Below are 22,523 nucleotides of genomic sequence, written 5' to 3' on the forward strand. Positions count from 1 at the left end.
CTCAGCGTCTGCGCAACAAGTACGTGTCCATGATCCAGCCATTGGCCTGCCGCGCCGCCTGGCGAGTGCGTTCGATGTCATCGGCCACGTCCCCCAGCCGGCCGGCGACCAGGATTTCGTCCGCCGTCCCTACATAGGCGCCCCAGTAGATGTGCAGGTCCGGATCGCGTACCTGACGATACGCGTCCTGCGCATCGAGCATCACCACCACGCTCTCCGCGTCGCCGACCTGCCCCGCCGCCAACCGCCGGCCAGTGGTTATCTCCAGCGAACCGCCAATGGTATTCAATGACACTTTATGTCGCGCCGCGAGGGCCTGGACGCTGGTGATGCCAGGGATCACTTCGAACTCGAAAGCGCAGCGTCCCGAATCAAGGATCGCCTGGAGGATACGCAAGGTGCTGTCGTATAACGACGGGTCGCCCCACACCAGGAAACCGCCGCATTGTCCGTCCGATAACTGCTCATCGATCAGCCCTTCGAAAATGGCCTGCTTCGCCCGATTCAGCTCCGTGACAGTGCCCGCGTAGTCCGAATCGCCGCGCTCGCGCTCAGGACTGCTGGCTTCGACGAAACGGTAGGAATGGTCGGCGATATAGCGTCGACAGATCTCGCGGCGCAAGTCCAGCAACCCGTCCTTGGCAGGCCCCTTGTCCATCAGGAAAAATACATCCACCTGGTTCAAGGCCTTCACCGCCTGCATCGTCAAGTGGTCCGGATCACCTGCACCGATGCCGATCACCAAGAGTTTTTTCATGGTCGTGACTCCAAGGCTCGCAAGCGCCAAACCCCGTTGAATCGCAGGTCAACGACGCCAAGGGGTTCGATATCGATCCGGTTGAACATGGCCGGTTGGCAGCCCAGCACGTTCATCATGGCGGCGCGGATCACGAACGGATGGGTAACGGCCAACCAACGACCCGGGGTCTTTTCCAGGGACGCCAGCCAGTCACCGACGCGCCGACACAATTGGCTGACGGATTCACCGCCGTGGGGCGCGGCGTCCGGATCATCGCGCCACGCCTGGAGGTGCTGCGGTTCGGTCGCGAGCAACTCGTCGACCGACGCCCCCCGCCACCGTCCGAAATCACAATCGGCCAATGCCGGGGTCACCACGGGTGAGTCACCCAACAAGGCCGCCGTCTGGCGCGTCCTCAGTTCCGGCCCGCAGAGCAGATGCCGGACATGGTGGTATTGGCGACCGATGTCGGGGCGCTTCGCCAGCCAACCGGCATCCAGCGGTTCGTCCAGGCCCAAGCGAGCGCTTTTCTGAGCGGCGGTGCGGGCGTGGCACATCAAGGTCAGGCGGGTCGCTTGCACGGGGAATTCTCGGGCGGTTGGAGGGGATCAGTGACAGGGCAATGGCGCACTTTGTTGTACAGCACCTTATATGAACTCCAATAACGTTGGACAAAAAGGCGTTATGTCCGACACCGGCAGAAGCATTACCTGACATACAAAGGCACCTCAACCAAAGCCTTGCCCTACAAGGCTTACACATAAGTTCAGACTTTTTAAACGGAACGTAAAAACCTCTGGACACGTAGCACCCGCTACCCAAATACTATTTTCGAAATGATGAAAAAAACCCAACACCCATCCAGGCAAGGAGCACGGATGCCTCTCTCCAGAGACCAGACCAGCGATCCATGCCTGGTTTTGCCGCCATCGGAAAGCCAGGCCATAGATGCCCTGCGCAGTCGGGCATTGTTCGAAGCGGCGTCCAGCCCGCTGGTTGAAGCCTGTCCAGCCTTGAAGGCCCGGGAGCCGGCCTTGACCCAGGCGTCGCCATCTGCCGAGCCTTGTGAGCACTATGCGCGAACCCATTGAATGCGCCGAATCAGGTCTGTACACCAAGCCTGCTTTCAGATTGCTGCGGGAAGAGTCGGACCATCCGCTGCTGCTGGTCTGTGAACATGCCAGCCGATTCATCCCAGGCGCGCTCAATGACCTGGGTCTGGATGAGACGGCGGCCCAGGAACATATCGCCTGGGACATCGGTGCCCTGGCCTTGGCCGAGCGGCTGTCCGAAACCCTTGGCGCGACCCTGCTGTCGGCCAACTACTCGCGACTGTTGATCGACCTGAACCGCCCATTGCACGTCCCCGACAGCATCCCGGCGCAAAGCGAGATCTACCAGATCCCCGGCAACCACTCGCTGGACGACGCCACGCGCGAATACCGCCAGCAGTGCCTGTTCCACCCTTTTCATGACCAACTGCGAACCCTGATCGACCGCCGCCTGGCTGACAACCGGGTCGTGCGGGTAGTGGGCATCCATAGTTTCACCCCGGTGTTCTACGGCCAGCCGCGCGCACTCGAGGCCGGCGTCCTGTTTGGCGAAGCCAGGGAATATGCCCAGCACATCGTCGAAGGGCTGGCCCGGCACTCGCTGCGGGTCGCCGGCAACCAGCCCTACAAGGTCAGCCCCTTGAGCGACATGACGGTTCCGGTACATGGCGACGGCCGCGGCCTGGATTCGGTGCTGATCGAAGTGCGCAACGACCAACTGCGCAGCCTCGAGTCGTTAAGGACCTGGAGCGCATACCTCGCTCCCCTGCTATAAACACGACGGTGTAGAGTTTTCAGCTGCAAAGCAACAACGCGTGGACAACGACAGTGATCGTCAAGCCCGGTGCCTATCAGCGGGTTCTTTGGAACAGGAGTGCAATCCATGCTGGCTTTACGTCCAGTTCAATTGACCGATTTGCCGCAACTGCAACAGCTGGCCCGCGATAGCCTGGTAGGCGTCACTTCGCTTCCCGACGACGTCGATCACCTGCGGGAAAAAATTCTCGCCTCGTGCGCCTCATTCGAGGCCGAAGTGCACACCCCGGGCGGGGAGAATTATTTTTTTGTTTTGCAGGAGCTGGAATCAGGTCGCCTCGTGGGCTGTTCGGAAATTGTCGCCACCACGGGTTGCGGCGAACCATTCTACAGCCTGCGCAACCGGCCGTTTTCCAGCGAATCCCGCGAGCTGAACATCCAGCACGGCGTACCCGCGCTGTCGCTCTGCCAGGACCTCAACGGTCAGACGCTGCTGCGCGGTTTCCACATCGACGCTGCACGGGTACGTACGCCGGAATCGGAGTTGCTTTCCCGGGCGCGGCTGATGTTCATCGGCGCCCACCCGCGGCGCTTTGCCGACTCGGTGATCACTGAGATCGTCGGTTTCAGCAGCGAGGATGGCCAGTCGCCCTTCTGGGACGCCGTCGGACAGCATTTTTTCGACCTGCCCTACAGCGAGGCCGAACGTCTGTGCGGCTTGCGCAGCCGAACCTTCCTCGCAGAGCTGATGCCTCAATACCCGATCTATGTCCCGATGCTGCCCCCGGCGGCCCAGGCCTGCATAGGCCGGGTCCACCCGGACGGCCAGGAAGCCTTCGACATCCTCGAGCGCGAGGGTTTCGAAACCAACAACTACGTGGATATCTTCGACGGTGGCCCCACGCTGCACGCCCGGGTCGCGAACATCCGCTCGATCACCCAGAGTCACTTGGCTATCGCGCGCCAGAGCCGACACATCGACGCCACGGGTCGCTACCTGGTCAGCAACGATCGCCTGGGCCATTACCGAGCCATTGTCGCCGACCTGGAAGTCAACGGCGAAGGCCCTGTCCCATTGCAGCCCGATATGTTGCAAGCGTTGGGCATTGCAGAGGGTGACCGGATCCGGGTGGCCCGCCTATGAGACGCCTTCGAGCCCGTCTATGGCAACATCGCGCCCGGCATGATCAAGGAGCGACACCATGATTGTCCGCCCGGTCGCCCTGACCGACCTGCCTGCGTTGATGGACCTGGCGCGCTGCGCCGGCCCGGGGTTTACCAGCCTGCCGGCCAATGAAGAACGCCTGGCGCACCGAGTGCGCTGGGCCCAACGGACCTTCGCCGGGCAGGTGGAACGTGCCGATGCCGACTACCTGTTCGTGCTGGAGGACGACGACCGGCACGTGGTGGGTATCAGCGCGCTGACCGGTGCGGTGGGGGTGCGCGAGCCCTGGTACAACTACCGCGTGGGTGTGACCGTCAGCTCGGCGCCTGAATTGGGCATCCAGCGACAGATCCCGACGCTGTTCCTCAACAACGAAATGACCGGTCAATCGGAAATCTGCTCGCTGTTCCTTCATCCCCATCAGCGCCGTGGCCATAACGGGCGTTTGCTGTCCCTGGCGCGCCTGCTGTTCGTGGCCGAGTTTTCCCAGCTGTTTGGCGAAAAGCTGATTGCAGAATTGCGCGGTCGCGCGGACGACCAGGGCTGCTCGCCTTTCTGGGATAGCCTGGGACGACACTTCTTCAACAAGGACTTCAGCTACGCCGACCAGTTGGCTGGCATGGGCAACAAGGCCTTCATCGCCGAGCTGATGCCACGCCAACCGTTGTACACCTGCCTACTCACCGAGCAGGCCCAGGCAGCGATAGGCAAAGCGCATCCGGACACCGAACCCGCCTTGAAAATCCTCGGTGCCGAAGGCTTCGCCCACAAGGGATACGTGGACATCTTTGACGGCGGGCCGGTCATCGAGGCACCTGTCTCGAAGATCCGCAGCGTACGCGACAGCCAGCCACTGACCTTGACGATCGGCACGCCGGACGGGCAGGCGCCGGTGTGGCTGATCCACAACCGGCGCCTGGAAAGCTGCCGCGTCACCAGCGCCCGGGCCCACCTGCATGGTCAAAGCCTGCTCGTTGACCGCGCCACAGCCCAACGTCTGCAAGTGCAACCGGGCGACACGGTACGCGCCGTGACGTTGCTCAGGCCGCGGGAACAGGCCGAGGCGGCATAAATCCGCCGCCCTGTCCCGGCACTTTCCATTTACTCCTCGCGCAACGTGAGGATGTAACACTAAACAATAACAACCCTCTTTAACCAGAAAGCAACTCGATATTTCCCCGGCAATACTTGTCGACAATTAGCAAGTTGCCTCCCACCCTGTCCAACTCCATACTTTCCAACACCGACCCACTGCAACGAAAACGATCATGATCAAAAATCTAATTACCGAGATAGTTTCGCCAACGGACATTGCGGAAACAATTAAATCATTGGACATGACCTCAGAAACAAGACAACTGGTTTCTCAACTTACCGCCGCACCCGACTTTGCCAGGGAGCAATTCCGGCGGGCAACAATCATGAACGCCACCAACCCGCATACGGGAACCGTGATACTGCACCAGACGAATATAGGCAATATAAGTGTTAAATCACCTACATTCGACTCAACTTCATCGCCACTGTACTCAGTGCCCGGCCACAGCATTTTATTCGCGCTTGACCGCCCCTTCCAGGTCCAGCGATACACTTTGATGGAACAGTGTATCGAAAAGGCCGACAGCGTTATTGTTGACGAAAGAAACCCGCTGATCATCGACGGCCGTCATACATTATTCGACTACATCCAAACCGACCCCAAGCCAGCCAGACTTACGGGGCGAATCAATCTGCCAAACAGAGCGGCCGATATCAGCGTATTCGATCGTGTCACATTGAAAAAGATAGCGTGGTTGCCCCACGATGAAAGTGCCTCTCGTTATCTGGTCAGCCTGGAGCTGCTCGACACAATCCAAGACCTCGATGGCGTCAAGGTCGCGGAGGAGTTGGTCTACCACTATCATCCCGCTGTGGTGTGGAAAGCCTTCCAGATACTCTACCGAGCGGACCGGCCCAAGGCGCTGGCATACGCTCCATTGCTGAAAAAACACAAAAGTGCGCGCCTGGACAGCTTGCTTCGTCCACTGGAGAAGGCCGCATGAAACTCGACACTTTCCTGGAGCGCATAAACACTTACGATCTGCAGCGTGACAAAGCCGATGTCATTGAAGACATGCGCCAGCTGGCGACGAATCGTTCTTTATTGAGTCACCATCTGCATGACGTAATACAGAGAGATGGTTTCGCCATCCGCAACAATATCTACAATGCCTATGCCTTTGTACTGCACAGCAACGATGAGTTTACCCTGCGCCTGGGATTCTGGGCACCCGTGGAAACACATGACGAGAGCAAGACTTTCATCTACAACCTGAACCATAATCATGACTTCGACATGTATGCGGTGGGCTATAGCGGAGATGGTTATACAACGGTTGTCCGCGAAATACTTGATGAACTGCCCTTACAAATGGGCAAGGTGCCCAGATTAGGTAAGGAACGAAGCGTAAAACTGGCGCCAGGCGAAGTTTTATACATGCCTGCATTTCGAGAGTTCCACAAACAGATCGCGCCTCGGTCAATGTCTGCATCGTTGAGTCTGCTCATTCATCCTGAACACTCGATCAGACCGGACGAAGCCTGGTGTTTCGATGACAACTATAAGCCGTTTTACCCCGGCGTAGCTGCGCAAGAGACAGCGTTATTCAAAGACACGCTGTCGTTGCTCAACCCCGGGCAGTCATTGGCTGCCCTATAACCAAAAGAGGAAAAAACATGGATAACCTGATGAACAACTGGGACCAAGCGCCTTTGCTGCGAGCCGGTACGGATGCGGTGGATACCGCTGTCCAATTGACGAACGAGAACGAAGTCTTCTGCACTATTCCCTTCTCGACCCGCTTCAACGTTGGAAACATTCACGAGATCAAGAAGATGTGGGGGGAAACGACCCTGTCCTGACATCGTTTAAGCTGTAGGCACTCGCCAGGCTACAGGTCTTCCGGTCTGTGGCCTTTTTTGGTGCACTGCAAAGCATGGCCCATGCACATTCGTCATCATCTTTGTGCCTGCCGCATGATAGCCTTTGGTTTTTCGGCGTTGACACTTTTGCTCAAGCCCTTCCATTCCATTGGTGGAACTTATATGTCCAGGCTTTCCCATCAAGATTTGCGTCGCAACTTCCGCCAATTGCTGGCTTCCGACACGTGCTACCACACTGCGTCCGTGTTCGACCCGATGTCAGCGCGCATAGCCGCAGACCTGGGATTCGAAGTGGGGATCCTCGGCGGCTCGGTCGCTTCATTGCAAGTGTTGGCCGCGCCGGATTTCGCCTTGATCACTCTCAGTGAATTTGCCGAACAGGCTACCCGCATCGGTCGCGTGGCCCAGCTGCCGGTGATCGCCGACGCTGACCACGGCTACGGCAACGCGCTGAACGTGATGCGCACGATCATCGAGCTCGAACGCGCCGGCATTGCCGCGCTGACGATCGAAGACACCCTGCTGCCCGCCCAGTTCGGCCGCAAGTCCACGGACCTCATCAGCGTGGCCGAAGGCGTCGGCAAGATCCGCGCCGCCCTGGAGGCCCGCGTCGATTCGGAGATGGCCATCATCGCCCGGACCAACGCGGGAATACTGCCGGTTCAGGAAATCATCAGCCGCACCCAACAATACGAACGTGCCGGCGCCGATGGGATCTGCATGGTCGGGGTACAGGACTTCGAGCATCTGGAAAAGATCAGCGAGAACCTGAACGTGCCGCTGATGCTGGTCACTTACGGCAACCCGCTGCTGCGTGACGACAAACGCCTGGCCGAGCTGGGTGTACGGATCACCATCGATGGCCACGGCGCCTATTTCGCCGCGATCAAGGCCACTTATGACAGCCTGCGGGAACAGCGCCAGATTTTTACCCAGGCGTCGGACCTGAGCGCCACCGAACTGACCCACACCTACACCCAGCCCGAGGAGTACATCCGTTGGGCCGAGGAATACATGAGCGTCAAGGAATAAGCTCATTCACCGTCCAGGAGACGGCCATCGCGAGCAAGCTCGCTCCCAAGGTGCTTGCGGTGAACGCCAATGCTGCGTTCATCCAACAAACTCAGTGGGAGCGAGCCTGTTCGCGATTACGTGTCAGTGTGAAGAAGCTTCAATGCCCGCTGCGCAACATCTCCTTGGGCACATACTTGCCGATCTCGAACTTGCCGATGGCGGCGCGGTGGACTTCATCTGGGCCGTCGGCCAGGCGCAACGTTCGCTGCATGGCATACATGTAGGCCAGCGGAAAGTCGTTGGAAACCCCAGCCCCGCCATGAATCTGGATCGCCCGGTCGATGACCTTCAGCGCCACGTTCGGCGCAACGACCTTGATCTGGGCGATTTCGCTCTTGGCCACTTTGTTGCCGACCGTGTCCATCATATAGGCCGCCTTCAACGTCAGCAGGCGAGCCATGTCGATCTCCATCCGCGAATCGGCGATCTTGTCGATGTTGCCACCCAGGCGCGCCAGTGGCTTGCCGAAGGCGGTGCGACTGATGGCCCGCTGACACATCAATTCCAATGCGCGCTCCGCCATGCCGATGGAGCGCATGCAGTGATGAATCCGGCCCGGGCCGAGGCGGCCCTGGGCAATTTCGAAACCGCGGCCCTCGCCTAGCAGGACGTTTTCGTACGGCACCCGCACGTTGTCGAACAGCACTTCGGCGTGGCCATGGGGCGCGTCGTCGTAACCGAACACCGGTAGTGGCCGGACGATCTTGACCCCGGGCGTGTCCACCGGCACCAGGATCATCGAATGCTGGGCGTGACGAGGTGCATCGGGATTGCTCAGGCCCATGAAGATCAGGATCTTGCAGCGCGGGTCGCAGGCGCCTGAGGTCCACCACTTTTTACCGTTGATGACCCACTGGTCGCCATCGCGCTCGGCACGGGCGGCCATGTTGGTGGCATCCGACGAAGCGACGTCCGGTTCAGTCATGGCGAAGGCCGAGCGAATCTCTCCCCGCAGCAACGGTTCCAGCCAGCGCTGCTTTTGTTCTTCATTGGCGTAACGCACCAGCACTTCCATGTTGCCGGTGTCCGGCGCCGAGCAGTTGAACGGCTCCGGCCCCAGCAGCGAGCGCCCCATGATCTCCGCCAGCGGCGCATATTCAAGGTTGGTCAAGCCTGCGCCCAGTTCGGATTCCGGCAGGAACAGATTCCACAGCCCTTCGGCCCGGGCCTTGGCCTTCAGCTCCTCCATGATCGCGGTGGGTTGCCAACGGTCACCTTCGGCCACTTGTCGTTCGAATACCGCTTCGGCCGGGTAGACATGCGCATCCATGAACGCCGTAACGCGTTCACGCAGCTCCTGAACCTTGGGGGAATAGGCAAAATCCATGGGCAGCACCTTCTTGGCAGAGGTTGTTTTTAGGTCATGGAATCGATGCTAGTTGAGCTACGAAAATTTACCTAACCTATTCTCGGCGTGTATTAACATTCATCACCGATATATGGTTCACTGATTTGCATTGCCACCCGGCACCTCATACAAGCCCAAGAATAAGAGTGCAGCGCCATGAATCTGAGCAAGGTCGACCTCAACCTTTTCATTGTCTTCGATGCGATCTACACCGAAGCCAACCTGACCCGTGCCGGGCAGATCGTCGGCATCACTCAGCCGGCCGTGTCCAATGCCCTGGCGCGTTTGCGCGAGACCTTCAATGATCCGCTGTTCGTGCGCACCGCCCAGGGCATGGTGCCTACACCGATGGCCCAGAATATTATCGGGCCGGTGCGCAACGCCCTGTCGCTGCTGCGGGTATCGGTACAGGAAAGTCGGATCTTCAACCCACTGCAAGCCGTCAAGACCTACCGCATCAGCATGACCGACCTCACCGAGGGCGTGATCCTGCCGCCACTGTTCCAGCGCCTGCGTCGCCTGGCGCCGACCGTGGCTATCGAGAGTTTTCTGTCCAAGCGCCGGGAGACCACCAAGGAGCTGGCCGCCGGACGCCTGGACTTCGCGGTGGACGCCCCGCTCAACACCGACCCACAAGTACGCCACGTCAAGCTGATGGAGGACCGTTACGTCTGCGCCATGCGCAAGGGCCATCCGCTGGCGAACAAGGAAAAACTCAGCCTCGACGATTACCTGGCCCAGACCCACGTGCATATTTCCAGTCGCCGCAACGGCCTGGGTTACGTGGACCTGGCACTCGGCAAAATGGGCATACAGCGCAAGATTGCCCTGCGTTCGCAGCATTATCTGATGGCGTCCCAGGTGCTCCAGCAGACCGATATGGTCATGACTGTTCCGGAGCGCTTCACGCGCCGCCATGACCTGCATGCGGTCCACGTGCCCGTCAACGATGTGCCGCCAGTGGAAACCCATCTCTACTGGCACGAAAGCACCGACCAGGACCCGGCCAATCGTTGGATGCGCGAGCAGATCATCGAACTGTGCCAACAGGTGACGGCCCATGAGAAGAAGCTCGATAAGGTTTAGCCTGTCCAATGTGGGAGCGAGCCTGCTCGCGATAGCGTCGGATCAGTCACTATTCATATTGGCTGGACTACCGCTTTCGCGAGCAGGCTCGCTCCCACAGGTTTCGTCGACAGCTCATTGCTTGACGTGAACGTCAACCTGCAATTAGCTTAGCGCCAACTCCTATCGTTTCGAGCGCTTCCATGAGCAGCCTGACCTACAGCATCTCCGATCTCGCCCGCGAGCTGGATATCACCACTCGAGCCATCCGCTTCTATGAAGAACAGGGTCTCTTGCGTCCGGAGCGTCGAGGCCAGGAACGTGTTTACTCGCCACGGGACAAAGTCAGCCTGAAACTGATCCTGCGGGGCAAACGCATTGGGTTTTCCCTCGCTGAATGCCGTGAGCTGATCGAGCTGTACGACCCCACCAGCGGCAATCAGAAACAGTTGCACAGCATGCTGGCGAAAATTGCCGAGCGTCGTGAGCAACTCGAACAGCAGCTGTTGGACATCGAACAGATGAAACTGGAACTCGACACCGCCGAGGAACGTTGCATCCAGGCGCTGGAACAGACGCTCAAGGGCGAGGAAACCGTCCAGTAACACAACAGTTATCCAGTGGGAGCGAGCAAGCTCGCTTCCACACCGAGCCCATTCACCACAGGTCAATCCCCATGTCCCTGCCCTCTTTTGTACGCCTGATCGAAGTCGGCCCCCGCGACGGGCTGCAGAATGAATCGCAACCCATCAGCGTCACCGACAAGGTGCGCCTGGTGGATGCCTTGAGCGCCGCGGGCCTCGGTTACATCGAGGTTGGCAGTTTTGTCTCGCCCAAATGGGTGCCGCAAATGGCCGGCTCGGCCGAGGTGTTCGCGCAGATTCAGCGCAAGCCCGGTGTGACCTACGGCGCGTTGGCGCCGAACCTGCGGGGGTTCGAGGACGCGCTGGCGGCAGGCGTCAAGGAGGTTGCGGTGTTCGCGGCGGCATCCGAAGCATTTTCCCAACGCAACATCAATTGCTCCATCAAGGAAAGCCTGGAACGTTTCGCCCCGATCATGGAGGCCGCACAGCGCAACGGTGTCAACGTACGCGGGTACGTGTCGTGTGTGCTGGGCTGTCCTTATGAAGGCGCGGTCGAACCCGAGCAAGTGGCCTGGGTCGCCCGGGAGCTGTACGACATGGGCTGCTACGAGGTTTCCCTCGGCGACACCATCGGGACGGGCACCGCCGGCGCCACACGCAGGATGTTTGAAGTGGTTTCGGGTGACGTTCCCCGGGAAAAACTCGCGGGACACTTCCATGACACCTATGGCCAGGCAATGGCCAACGTCTACGCCAGCCTTCTGGAAGGTATCGCCGTGTTCGACAGTTCCATTTCCGGCTTGGGCGGCTGTCCCTATGCCAAGGGCGCCAGCGGTAACGTCGCCACCGAGGACGTGCTTTACCTGCTCAAGGGGCTGGGTATCGAAACCGGTATCGACCTGGACGCACTGATTGCCGCGGGCCAGCAGATTTGTGACGTGCTGGGCCGCCCCACCGGTTCGCGTGTTGCAAAGGCGCGGCTGGCGCAGTGAGGTGTTACCGCCCTCGTCTGTAACGGGGGTGAAACGAGTAACACGGAAACAATTTGTCTGGGATTGGCCGTCCTGATTTTTTCGAGAAAATCACAAGTCATTGTTCTATATAGATTTTTAAAAGTTGGCACGCCACCTGCTATATCTCCTGCACAACAAGAATAAAAAAAAGCGACAAACCCAATAAAAACAAGACGAAACGACTCTGGCATAACAAAAACAACACGGCAGAGACGCAGCTAACAGATTTTTTTGGAGAAGATGTGCTTTTCAGGGTGCTTTCAGGAGCAACCCGCAACCGGGCAGAGAACAATAAAACTACCTTCAGGTAGCGCCCGAATCGGTTGGATCGCCAGGCGAAAAAGCAGATCAGCGCTCAAAAAAATACGTTTGCTCTTGATCCCGGATGGGGATCGCCAAAAACAGCGGTAAAGGGTCACGGCTGCCAAAAACAACAACAGGCCGCCCCTCAATAATAAAAAAAGAGCACGCGACGACAAAATTAAAGGGGAGCTTCGGCTCCCCTTTGTGCTGTCTGGCGTTTGGGTTTTCCTGCGGGAGCGAGCAAGCTCGCCCCACAGGGAAGTTACTCAGCCATTGCTATCGCTCAGTTCTTCGATGCTGATTTCCCGCATGCGAAATTTCTGGATCTTGCCCGTGACCGTCATGGGGAATTCTTCGACGAACTTGAAATGCCGCGGCGTCTTGAAGTGAGCAATTCGCTCCTTGCACCACGCTTGCAGCTCTTGCTCGGAGGCGCTGTGCCCGGGGTGGAACTTGATCCAGGCTACGATCTCTTCGCCATAACGCGAGCAAGGTATGCCAATCACTTGTACGTCGGCCACTGCGGGATGAGTGAAAAAGAATTCTTCCAACTCCCGAGGATAAACATTCTCTCCACCACGGATGATCATGTCCTTGTTGCGCCCGACGATACGCACGTAACCCTGCCCATCCATGATCGCCAGGTCGCCGGTGTGCATCCAGCCTTGCGAGTCGATGGCTTCGGCACTGCCCTTGGGATTATTCCAATAGCCGAGCATCACGCTGTAGCCTCGCGTACACAACTCACCGATGGTGCCGCGAGGGACGATTTCCCCCGCCTGGTCGATGATTTTGCTTTCCAGTTGCGGCTGAGTGCGGCCGACGGTAGTGACGCGTAATTCCAATTCATCTGTAGGACCAGTCTGCAACGACACCGGACTGGTTTCCGTCATGCCGTAGGCAATTTGCACCTCAGCCATGTGCATCTCGTTGATGACTCGCCGCATCACCTCGATGGGGCACGTAGCGCCGGCCATGATCCCGGTACGCAGGCTGGACAGGTCGAAATCCCCCCGTTGCGGCTGGTCCAGCATGGCAATGAACATGGTGGGCACACCATACAACGCGGTGGCTTTTTCCTCGGCCACGGTGCGCAGGGTCAGCAACGGATCGAACGCGTCGTTGGGGTAGATCATGGTGCTGGCGTGCGTCACGCAACCCAGGTTGCCCATGACCATGCCAAAACAGTGATACAGCGGCACTGGGATCACCAAGCGATCGCCAGCGCTCAGGCCGAGGCTTTCACCCACCATGTAGCCGTTGTTGAGAATATTGTGATGACTAAGGGTCGCCCCCTTGGGAAACCCGGTGGTCCCGGAGGTGTACTGGATATTCACGGGCTGATCGAAACGCAGGCTGGCCTGGCGCTCGGCCAGTTGCCCTGGCGACACCGAGGCACCCAGGGCCGTCAACTGCGACCAAGGCAGGAAGCCTGAGGGTGGCTGCGGATCGAGGCTGATCACACCGCGCAGATCCGCAAGGCGCTCGCTGTGCAAATGCCCGATAGGTTGCTCTGCCAGTTCCGGCGCCAATGCTTGCAACATGGCATGGTAATCCGAGGTCTTGAATGACCCCGCGCACACCAGCCACTGGCAGCCGGACTGCTTGAGTACGTACTCCAGTTCGGAGGCACGATACGCCGGGTTGATATTGACGAGAATCACGCCGATCTTCGCACTGGCGAACTGACTCACGCACCACTGCGCACAGTTGGGCGCCCATATGCCCAGGCGATCGCCTGTCTTCAACCCCAACGCCAAAAAAGCCCGTGCGTGTAAGTCGACCACTTCGGCCAGTTCGTGCCACTTGTAGCGCAGCGACTGGTGACGAACCACCAGTGCTTCGCCATCAGGGCATCGAGCCACGGTCTGGTCGAATGCTTGGCCAATGGTCTGCTCCAGCAAGGACTTGGCTTGGCTGCCTCGGGTGTAGCTCGATTGCGCTTGCGAACCGGGTTGATCCATGACGACCCCTCTTGTCTTTATTCGGTGGGTGTATCGGCAATTTCCGTAGGAAAGCGGCCTTACTCTCGCCCAAGTTGACGTTAACGTAAAGGGCGATTGACAGCCATCCGTCACAAGCTTACGTTAACGTAAAGGTGAGAGCAGTCCTGCTACTTTCCGCACCCGACAAAAAAACAAAAGGTGTCCCATGAGCTACCCATCCCTGAATTTTGCCCTTGGCGAAACCATCGATATGTTGCGCGACCAGGTCCAGTCCTTCGTCAAGGCCGAGCTGGCGCCTAGGGCAGCCCAGATCGACATCGACAATCTGTTCCCTGCCGACATGTGGCGCAAATTCGGCGACATGGGCTTGCTGGGCATCACTGTGCCGGAAGAATACGGCGGTGCCGGCCTGGGCTATCTGGCCCACGTGGTCGCCATGGAGGAAATCAGCCGCGGCTCGGCCTCGGTCGCCCTTTCCTACGGCGCCCACTCCAACCTGTGCGTCAATCAAATCAACCGCAACGGCACCCATGAGCAAAAGAGCAAGTACCTGCCCAAGCTCATCAGTGGCGAAGATGTCGGCGCCCTCGCCATGAGCGAACCGAATGCCGGCTCCGACGTGGTTTCCATGAAACTGCGCGCCGAAAAACGTGGCGACCGCTTTGTGCTCAACGGCAGCAAGACCTGGATCACCAACGGGCCCGATGCCAACACCTACGTCATTTACGCCAAGACTGACCTGGAAAAAGGCCCTCATGGCATCACTGCGTTCATCGTCGAACGCGACTGGAAAGGCTTCAGCCGCAGCAACAAATTCGACAAGCTCGGCATGCGCGGCTCCAACACATGCGAGTTGTTTTTCGATGACGTCGAAGTGCCCGAGGAAAATATCCTCGGCGTGCTCAATGGTGGCGTGAAAGTGTTGATGAGCGGCCTCGACTATGAGCGCGTGGTCTTGTCCGGTGGCCCGACCGGCATCATGCAGGCGTGCATGGACCTGATCGTTCCGTACATCCACGACCGCAAGCAGTTCGGCCAGAGCATCGGCGAATTTCAGTTGATCCAAGGCAAGGTCGCCGACATGTACACCCAGCTCAACGCCAGCCGCGCCTATCTGTACGCAGTGGCCCAGGCGTGCGAGCGCGGCGAAACCACCCGCAAGGACGCCGCCGGGGTGATCCTCTACAGCGCCGAGCGCGCCACGCAAATGGCCCTCGATGCCATCCAGATATTGGGCGGCAACGGCTACATCAATGAATTCCCGGCTGGTCGTCTTCTGCGTGACGCCAAGCTGTACGAAATCGGCGCGGGCACCAGTGAGATTCGTCGGATGTTGATTGGCCGCGAACTGTTCAACGAAACCCGCTAACGGAGCTGACCATGGCCACGCTGCACACCCAGCTCCACACCCGCTCGCCCGAGTTCATCGCCAACCGCGACGCGATGCTTGGACAGGTCGAGGCTTTGCGCACCTTGCTCACACACATCCAGCAAGGCGGCGGGCCCAAGGCCCAGGAGCGGCACACGTCCCGGGGCAAATTGCTCCCGCGCGAACGCATCAATCGCTTGCTGGATCCAGGCTCGCCCTTTTTGGAAATCAGCCCGCTGGCGGCTTACGAAGTCTACGGGGAAGACGTGCCGGCGGCCGGCGTGATCGCCGGCATCGGTCGCGTGGAAGGCGTCGAGTGCATGATCGTCGCTAACGACGCGACGGTCAAAGGCGGTTCGTATTATCCGCTGACGGTGAAAAAACACCTGCGGGCCCAGACCATCGCCCAACAGAACCGCCTGCCCTGCATTTACCTGGTGGATTCCGGCGGCGCGAACCTGCCACGCCAGGATGAAGTGTTCCCCGACCGCGAGCATTTCGGCCGCATTTTCTTCAACCAGGCCAACATGAGTGCCCAGGGCATCCCGCAGATTGCCGTGGTCATGGGCTCCTGCACCGCCGGCGGCGCCTATGTGCCGGCGATGGCGGACGAGGCGATCATGGTCCGCCAGCAGGCGACGATCTTCCTCGCCGGCCCGCCCCTGGTAAAAGCCGCTACCGGCGAAGTGGTCAGCGCCGAAGACCTGGGTGGTGCCGATGTGCACTGCAAGATTTCCGGGGTGGCCGACCATTACGCCGACAGCGACGAGCACGCCCTCGCATTGGCACGTCGCAGCGTGGCCAACCTCAATTGGCGCAAGCTTGGCGATGTGCAGCAACGCGCACCCATCGCCCCGCTGTATTCGAGTGACGAGCTTTATGGTGTGGTCTCGGCCGATGCCAAGCAGCCGTTCGATGTGCGGGAGGTCATTGCGCGGCTTGTCGATGGTTCGGTGTTCGACGAATTCAAGGCGCTGTTCGGAACGACCCTGGTGTGCGGCTTCGCGCATTTGCACGGTTATCCAATCGCCATCCTCGCCAATAACGGCATCCTGTTCGCCGAGGCCGCGCAGAAAGGCGCGCATTTCATCGAACTGGCCTGCCAGCGCGGGATTCCCCTGTTGTTCCTGCAAAACATCACGGGCTTTATGGTCGGCCAGAAATACGAAGCCGGCGGCATCGCCAAGCACGGCGCGAAACTGGTGACCGCCGTGGCCTGCGCCCGGGTACCGAAGTTCACCGTAATCATCGGTGGCAGTTTCGGCGCGGGGAACTATGGCATGTGCGGCCGCGCCTATGACCCGCGGTTCCTGTGGATGTGGCCCAATGCCCGGATCGGCGTGATGGGTGCCGAGCAAGCCGCCGGCGTGCTCGTGCAAGTCAAGCGCGAACAGGCCGAACGCAGCGGCCAGCCCTTCAGCGCCAGCCAGGAAGCCGAGATCAAGCAACCGATTCTCGATCAATACGAAGAACAGGGGCACCCCTATTATTCCAGCGCGCGGCTGTGGGACGACGGCGTCATCGACCCGGCGCAGACCCGCGATGTGCTGGGGCTGGCCCTGTCCGCGTCGCTGAACGCGCCCATCGAACCGAGCCGCTTCGGCGTGTTCAGGATGTAACCGGGAAAACGCCCATGACTCAGTACAGCACGCTCGAATTGCAAACCGACCCGCGCGGCTTCGCCATCCTGTGGCTCAGCCGCGAATCAAAAAACAACGCGTTCAACGCCGAGATGATCCGAGAGCTGATTCTCGCTCTGGACCAGGTCGGCAGCGACCCGAACCTGCGCTTCCTGTTGCTCCGTGGCCGGGGCAAACACTTCAGCGCCGGCGCCGACCTGGCCTGGATGCAACAGTCCGCCGAACTCGATTACCACACCAACCTGGACGACGCCCGGGAACTGGCGGAGCTGATGTACAACCTCGCCAAGTTGAAGATTCCAACGTTGGCGGTGGTTCAGGGAGCCGCGTTTGGCGGCGCGCTGGGGCTGATCAGCGCCTGCGACATGGCCATCGGCGCCGACGAAGCGCAATTTTGTCTGTCAGAGGTGCGCATCGGCCTGGCACCGGCAGTGATCAGTCCATTCGTGGTGCAAGCCATCGGCGAACGGGCGGCGCGGCGTTACGCCCTGACCGCCGAACGCTTCGGCGGACAACGTGCGAAAGAGATCGGCTTGCTGTCGGAAAGTTACCCCGCCGAGACGTTGGACGATCAGCTCGGGCAATGGATCAACAACCTGTTGCTCAACAGTCCAGCGGCCATGCGCGCCAGCAAGGAACTGCTGCGTGAAGTCGGCAACGGTGCGCTCACGCCGGCGCTGCGCCGCTACACCGAAAACGCCATCGCCCGGATACGTGTCAGCCCTGAAGGTCAGGAGGGCTTGCGAGCTTTCCTGCAAAAACGCCCGCCCAGTTGGCAAGCCGAGTCGAACAACAAGGAGCCGCGTCAATGAGCGCCCCTATCCTCAATACGCTACTGGTCGCCAATCGAGGTGAAATCGCCTGCCGGGTCATGCGCACAGCCAAGGCCATGGGCCTGGCTACCGTCGCGGTGCACAGCGCCACCGACCGTGACGCGCGCCATTGCCGTGAAGCCGATATCCGCGTCGACCTGGGCGGTAGCAAGGCCGCCGACAGCTACCTGCAAATCGACAAACTGATCGCCGCAGCCCTTGCCAGCGGCGCCCAGGCCATCCATCCCGGCTACGGTTTTCTTTCTGAGAATGCCGGCTTCGCCAGGGCCATTGAAAAAGCCGGGCTGATCTTCCTGGGCCCACCCGCCTCGGCCATCGACGCCATGGGCAGCAAGTCCGCCGCCAAGGCCTTGATGGAAACCGCCGGCGTGCCGCTGGTGCCTGGCTATCACGGTGAAGCCCAGGATCTGGAAACCTTCCGCGCCGCCGCCGAGCGAATCGGCTACCCGGTTCTGCTCAAAGCAACGGCGGGTGGCGGCGGTAAGGGCATGAAGGTCGTGGAAGACGTCAGCCAACTGGCCGAAGCACTGGCATCGGCGCAGCGCGAGGCGCAATCATCGTTCGGCGACGCGCGCATGCTGGTGGAAAAATACCTGCTCAAGCCGCGCCACGTGGAAATTCAGGTATTCGCCGACCAACACGGTCACTGCCTGTACCTCAACGAGCGCGATTGCTCGATCCAGCGCCGGCACCAAAAAGTTGTCGAAGAGGCTCCCGCTCCGGGTCTGAGTCCGGAGCTGCGCCGGGCAATGGGCGAGGCCGCGGTGCGCGCCGCCCAGGCCATCGGTTATGTCGGCGCGGGCACGGTGGAGTTCCTGCTGGATTCGCGGGGCGAGTTCTTCTTCATGGAGATGAACACCCGGCTGCAGGTCGAGCATCCGGTCACCGAAGCGATTACCGGCCTCGATCTGGTGGCCTGGCAGATCCGCGTGGCCCAAGGCGAACCGCTGCCGATTACCCAGGAACAAGTTCCGTTGCGGGGCCATGCCATCGAAGTACGGCTTTATGCCGAAGACCCCGCCAATGATTTCCTCCCCGCCACCGGACGCCTGGCGTTATACCGTGAATCCGCGGGGGGCGAAGGTCGACGGGTCGACAGCGGCGTAGAAGAAGGTGACGAGATTTCTTCGTTCTACGACCCGATGCTCGGCAAGCTGATCGCCTGGGGCGAAAACCGTGAGCAGGCCCGTCTACGGTTGCTCGCGATGCTGGATGAGTTCGCCATCGGTGGCCTGAGAACCAACATCGGTTTTCTGCGGCGCATCGTCGGCCACCCGGCCTTTGCAGCGGCGCAACTCGATACCGGATTTATCCCACGCTACCAAGCGCAACTACTGCCCGAACCTGGCGAATTGGACGACGAGTTCTGGTACGCGGCGGCCCTTGCCTTTGCCTTGGGCATGACGCCTCGCGTCCGCGTGGATGACCTCAATTCCCCCTGGGCCGAGAGCACTGGGTTGCGCCTGGGGCTGCCAGGGGAAACCACCCTGCATCTGGTCTGTGGTGGCCAGGATCGGGCGATAACGGTGGACGTTACCGCCCGCAGCGCCGAGCTCAAGGGGGAGCACCTGGTCATCGAGCGTAACGGCCTGCGTCGCAGCCATCGGGCTGTTCGCCAGGGCGACAGCCTTTATCTGCAATGGGCGGGCGATTTGCATCGCGTCGATGTCTACGACCCGTTAGCCGCCGCCGAGGCCAGCCACGGCCATCAGGGCGGCTTGGTCGCACCTATGAATGGCAGCATCGTGCGGGTGCTGGTGAGTGTCGGGCAACCAGTGGAAGCCGGCGCGCAGTTGGTGGTGCTGGAAGCCATGAAGATGGAGCACAGCATCCGTGCACCCAAGGCGGGCGTGATCAAGGCGTTGTATTGCCAGGAAGGTGAGATGGTCAGCGAGGGCAGCGCGCTGGTGGCATTGGAAGAATAGGTATCGGCCCGTTTGCCGGGCCGATCCAGTTCAGAACCTGATGGTTGCCTGTACGACCACGCCGATGATGCGGCAATGCTCTGTGTATAGATTTTTCGGGTAAGTGGGATTGAGCGGGACCAGGTAACGCTGGCCGCTCTCTTCGATCAGTTTGCGGAAGGTCGCATCGCTGCTGCCGGGCAGTTTCGCCACCACCAGTTTGCCGGGCACGGCCTCGATCGCCGGATCAACCAGGATCGACATGCCCTCAGGGATGCTCAGCCCGCTTGGCGCAGTCATCGCGTCGCCTACCACCACCAGCCAGAAAGCGTCTCCCTGGGCATGGTAGTCCGTCAGCTCGTAGCGCGGCTGCCCGTACCCGACCAGATCACCCTCGTGAACCGCGCCGATGTCGTGCCAGTCATTGACCGGGTAGCGGAAGTACGGGTTGTACTTCTGCGCCAGCGCCATGCCCTCGTCAGTGGAGGTGTCCGGTTCGCGGATCACCATTGCCACTTCCAGGAACTCGAGTCCGAGCTCCTGAAGCACCCGGTTCATGTCTTCAAGACTGGGCTGCCGGCGCTTGGTCAGCCAATGGCCGACACCACCCTGGGACATCCCCAAACGCTCTGCGAGCACCACTTGCGTGATGTGCAGCTCCTTCATCTTGGCCTTGACCAACTCTATCCATTTATCCATGAACGGCACGATACGTGGATGACCACGCCCATCAAAACACAAATTGTAGTATTTAAATCGTCGTCACAATTACGAAGCGTACTAAGCTGGATTCAGGATTTCACACCAACACGGAGAAACTCGACACCATGGACAAGCCCAACAAAGACGAGCCCGCAACCCTTTCAGAAAGCCCATTTCCCTCGCTTCAGGATTGCCCTGCGGCGAAGCGCGCCTTGGACTATTACTTGAAACCAGGTATTGCGCACGCCCAAGCAGAACATCGCTTCTTCGACGTGAACCGCAACATCAGCGGTGAGGAAGCCCTGGTTCACGCCTGCGAACTGCTGCGCTGCGCGGCCGCTACCGCCCAGGAGTCTGCCACTCGACTCAGCGGCACGAGCCGCGACCTGGCATTTTCGGTGGTGCATATGATCGACTTGGTCAAGGTCATGATCGACCGGTCGCTGGACGGTTACCCTACTCGCTAGGCGTAACGCTGGAAAAGGCGGCTGCATAACCACATGGGAAATAATTTCCAATGGGCGCAATAAAAACATTTGACTTGCAAATGATAATGATTATTATTGCATCAGCTGGTCGCGAGATCAGTCGATAGGCCAGAAGACCTTAGGTCGGACTTCTGGATTATCTCCTCATCAGGCTAATCACGGTTTTTGACCCGGCTTTTTGCCGGGTCTTTTTTTTGCCGATTTTCGGCTTATGGCTTCAGGCTAATGAAGTCTTTGGGTGTCGCTAATTCGGTGCTGGGGATGATAGCAAATGCACATTCGTTTACAAAAGCCCCTGCGTTGCACCGGTTCGAATGATCGACAGGCAGCACTTGAGAATCGATCAGGGACTCTCTAATCTGCAAATGCGTCCAGGGAGGACGCCCCCTTCCCCAACAACAATTCGTCCCGGTTTTCTCCTTCTTTGCGTGTAAAGTAACGGCCATGAAAATCCTGGGCAGGAATCGTGACCGTGGCTAAATCGTCCTTTGATATCAACGCCAATTTCGACAGCGGCAACATCGAAGTGGTGGACATCGGCAACCCGTTGCAATCATTGCTGAAAATCAGACCTGATACCCGTAGCGCCCATTTCCAGTGGTTTCACTTCAAGGCCAGCGGGTTGCACGTCGGCCAGGAATATTCCTTTCGCCTGCTCAATGCCAGCCAATCCTCCTACAACAAAGCGTGGACCGGTTATCAAGCCGTTGCTTCCTATGACCACGTCAACTGGTTCCGTATTCCTACGCAATTTGAAGGCGATGCGCTGCGCTTCCACCTGGAGGCCGAGCAACCTCACGCCTGGTTCGCCTATTTCGAACCTTACAGCCGCGGCCGCCACGATTGGCTGATCGAACAAGCGCAGCACAAGGCTGGCACCGAACTGCTGGCGACCGGCAAGAGCGTCGAGGGTCGCGATATTCAATTGCTGCGCAAGGGCAGCGGTGCCGAAGGACGGCGCAAAATCTGGATCATTGCGCAGCAACATCCCGGTGAGCACATGGCCGAGTGGTTCATGGAAGGCATCATCGAACGCCTCCAGCACCATGACGATGCCCAACTGAACCGGCTGCTTGCCAAGGCCGACCTGTACCTGGTGCCCAACATGAACCCCGATGGCGCCTTTCATGGCCATCTGCGCACCAACGCGATGGGCCAGGACTTGAATCGGGCTTGGCAGAACGCCAGCCCGGAAATCAGCCCCGAGGTATTTTTCGTACAACAGCAAATGGAAAAGTATGGCGTTGATCTGTTTCTGGACGCCCATGGCGACGAAGAAATCCCTCACGTCTTCACCGCTGGCTGCGAAGGTAACCCCGGCTACACACCGCGCATCGCCGGGCTCGAAGAACGTTTCCGCAGCCATCTCAAACGCCAGACCAAGGATTTCCAAACCGCCCACGGTTACACCCGCGACGAACCCGGCCAGGCCAACATGACGCTGGCTTGCAACGCGGTCGGCCAGAAATACGACTGCCTGTCGCTGACCCTGGAGATGCCTTTCAAGGACCACGACGACCATCCGAACCCGCACACCGGCTGGTCCGGCAAACGCTCCATGCAACTGGGCAAGGACGTGCTGAGCACCCTCGAGTCCATGGTCGACGAGTTGCGCTGAGG

The 22,523-nt window shown here is 59.6% G+C and carries 22 protein-coding genes; 17 read left to right on the top strand and 5 right to left on the bottom strand.

Annotated features, from left to right (window positions below):
- Position 1: 1 nt before the first annotated feature.
- A complete protein-coding gene (cobF, locus tag J3P76_RS15705; RefSeq protein ID WP_434563393.1) occupies positions 2 to 757 on the bottom strand; it encodes a precorrin-6A synthase (deacetylating) in 756 nt (251 codons plus the stop codon).
- Entirely contained in the window at positions 754 to 1,320 is a 567-nt protein-coding gene (locus tag J3P76_RS15710; protein WP_434675044.1) for a histidine phosphatase family protein, read from the bottom strand. The genes cobF and J3P76_RS15710 overlap by 4 nt, the downstream gene beginning before the upstream one ends.
- Before the next feature lie 297 nt (positions 1,321 to 1,617).
- Here J3P76_RS15710 and J3P76_RS15715 point away from each other — a divergent pair, with 297 nt between their 5' ends.
- The 8 genes from J3P76_RS15715 (at position 1,618) to J3P76_RS15750 (ending at position 7,666) form a co-directional block, all read left to right on the top strand.
- On the top strand, positions 1,618 to 1,830 hold the full coding sequence (locus J3P76_RS15715) for a hypothetical protein (RefSeq protein WP_434675045.1): 213 nt from the start codon (positions 1,618 to 1,620) through the stop codon (positions 1,828 to 1,830).
- Positions 1,814 to 2,566: an N-formylglutamate amidohydrolase gene (locus J3P76_RS15720; RefSeq protein WP_434610710.1), complete on the top strand. Its 753-nt coding sequence runs from the start codon at positions 1,814 to 1,816 to the stop codon at positions 2,564 to 2,566. The genes J3P76_RS15715 and J3P76_RS15720 overlap by 17 nt, the downstream gene beginning before the upstream one ends.
- Positions 2,567 to 2,674: 108 nt before the next feature.
- A complete protein-coding gene (locus J3P76_RS15725) occupies positions 2,675 to 3,691 on the top strand; it encodes an arginine N-succinyltransferase (RefSeq protein ID WP_434700950.1) in 1,017 nt (338 codons plus the stop codon).
- Between the two features lie 58 nt (positions 3,692 to 3,749).
- The gene (gene astA / locus J3P76_RS15730; protein ID WP_434563385.1) at positions 3,750 to 4,784 is read left to right on the top strand and encodes an arginine N-succinyltransferase; all 1,035 of its coding nucleotides are present in this window, start codon (positions 3,750 to 3,752) and stop codon (positions 4,782 to 4,784) included.
- Between the two features lie 196 nt (positions 4,785 to 4,980).
- Positions 4,981 to 5,754: a hypothetical protein gene (locus J3P76_RS15735; RefSeq protein WP_434650596.1), complete on the top strand. Its 774-nt coding sequence runs from the start codon at positions 4,981 to 4,983 to the stop codon at positions 5,752 to 5,754.
- Entirely contained in the window at positions 5,751 to 6,410 is a 660-nt protein-coding gene (locus J3P76_RS15740; RefSeq protein ID WP_434700951.1) for a transposase, read from the top strand. The genes J3P76_RS15735 and J3P76_RS15740 overlap by 4 nt, the downstream gene beginning before the upstream one ends.
- 17 nt (positions 6,411 to 6,427) lie before the next feature.
- A complete protein-coding gene (locus J3P76_RS15745) occupies positions 6,428 to 6,613 on the top strand; it encodes a hypothetical protein (protein WP_420764594.1) in 186 nt (61 codons plus the stop codon).
- A gap of 183 nt (positions 6,614 to 6,796) precedes the next feature.
- On the top strand, positions 6,797 to 7,666 hold the full coding sequence (locus tag J3P76_RS15750) for an isocitrate lyase/PEP mutase family protein (protein WP_420764595.1): 870 nt from the start codon (positions 6,797 to 6,799) through the stop codon (positions 7,664 to 7,666).
- A 139-nt stretch (positions 7,667 to 7,805) separates the two neighbouring features.
- On the opposite strand, the gene J3P76_RS15755 is transcribed toward J3P76_RS15750, so the two are convergent.
- Positions 7,806 to 9,035, bottom strand: a complete 1,230-nt coding sequence (locus J3P76_RS15755; protein WP_420764596.1) for an acyl-CoA dehydrogenase — start codon at positions 9,033 to 9,035, stop codon at positions 7,806 to 7,808.
- Positions 9,036 to 9,212: 177 nt separating this feature from the next.
- Here J3P76_RS15755 and J3P76_RS15760 point away from each other — a divergent pair, with 177 nt between their 5' ends.
- From J3P76_RS15760 to J3P76_RS15770, 3 genes are all read left to right on the top strand, one after another.
- Complete coding sequence (locus J3P76_RS15760; protein ID WP_420764597.1) at positions 9,213 to 10,142, top strand: LysR family transcriptional regulator; 930 nt, start codon at positions 9,213 to 9,215, stop codon at positions 10,140 to 10,142.
- 182 nt (positions 10,143 to 10,324) lie between these two features.
- Positions 10,325 to 10,726, top strand: a complete 402-nt coding sequence (locus J3P76_RS15765) for a MerR family transcriptional regulator (RefSeq protein WP_420764598.1) — start codon at positions 10,325 to 10,327, stop codon at positions 10,724 to 10,726.
- Positions 10,727 to 10,797: 71 nt separating this feature from the next.
- Positions 10,798 to 11,697, top strand: a complete 900-nt coding sequence (locus J3P76_RS15770) for a hydroxymethylglutaryl-CoA lyase (RefSeq protein WP_434563379.1) — start codon at positions 10,798 to 10,800, stop codon at positions 11,695 to 11,697.
- A 590-nt stretch (positions 11,698 to 12,287) separates the two neighbouring features.
- Here the strand turns inward: J3P76_RS15770 and J3P76_RS15775 are convergent.
- Positions 12,288 to 13,985: an AMP-binding protein gene (locus J3P76_RS15775; protein ID WP_434563377.1), complete on the bottom strand. Its 1,698-nt coding sequence runs from the start codon at positions 13,983 to 13,985 to the stop codon at positions 12,288 to 12,290.
- Between the two features lie 187 nt (positions 13,986 to 14,172).
- Here J3P76_RS15775 and J3P76_RS15780 point away from each other — a divergent pair, with 187 nt between their 5' ends.
- From J3P76_RS15780 to J3P76_RS15795, 4 genes are read left to right on the top strand one after another with little or no spacing between them, the layout of a single operon-like run.
- Positions 14,173 to 15,336 (top strand): isovaleryl-CoA dehydrogenase, encoded by a 1,164-nt coding sequence (locus J3P76_RS15780; protein WP_434610698.1) that lies wholly within the window; start codon positions 14,173 to 14,175, stop codon positions 15,334 to 15,336.
- Between the two features lie 11 nt (positions 15,337 to 15,347).
- A complete protein-coding gene (locus J3P76_RS15785; RefSeq protein WP_434610695.1) occupies positions 15,348 to 16,955 on the top strand; it encodes a carboxyl transferase domain-containing protein in 1,608 nt (535 codons plus the stop codon).
- A 14-nt stretch (positions 16,956 to 16,969) separates the two neighbouring features.
- Entirely contained in the window at positions 16,970 to 17,788 is an 819-nt protein-coding gene (locus J3P76_RS15790) for a gamma-carboxygeranoyl-CoA hydratase (protein ID WP_434610692.1), read from the top strand.
- Entirely contained in the window at positions 17,785 to 19,734 is a 1,950-nt protein-coding gene (locus J3P76_RS15795) for an acetyl/propionyl/methylcrotonyl-CoA carboxylase subunit alpha (protein WP_434650590.1), read from the top strand. Before J3P76_RS15790 ends, J3P76_RS15795 begins: the two co-directional genes overlap by 4 nt.
- Before the next feature lie 30 nt (positions 19,735 to 19,764).
- Here J3P76_RS15795 and J3P76_RS15800 read toward each other — a convergent pair whose 3' ends face one another.
- Complete coding sequence (locus J3P76_RS15800) at positions 19,765 to 20,412, bottom strand: LexA family protein (RefSeq protein ID WP_434563369.1); 648 nt, start codon at positions 20,410 to 20,412, stop codon at positions 19,765 to 19,767.
- Positions 20,413 to 20,540: 128 nt separating this feature from the next.
- On the opposite strand from J3P76_RS15800, the gene J3P76_RS15805 reads away from it, so the two are divergent.
- Complete coding sequence (locus J3P76_RS15805) at positions 20,541 to 20,882, top strand: DUF6124 family protein (RefSeq protein WP_420764606.1); 342 nt, start codon at positions 20,541 to 20,543, stop codon at positions 20,880 to 20,882.
- 487 nt (positions 20,883 to 21,369) lie between these two features.
- Positions 21,370 to 22,521 (top strand): M14 family metallopeptidase, encoded by a 1,152-nt coding sequence (locus tag J3P76_RS15810; RefSeq protein ID WP_434610684.1) that lies wholly within the window; start codon positions 21,370 to 21,372, stop codon positions 22,519 to 22,521.
- Positions 22,522 to 22,523: the final 2 nt, after the last annotated feature.

The sequence above is a fragment of the Pseudomonas sp. D1-36 genome, from assembly GCF_051132205.1.
Classification (GTDB): domain Bacteria; phylum Pseudomonadota; class Gammaproteobacteria; order Pseudomonadales; family Pseudomonadaceae; genus Aquipseudomonas.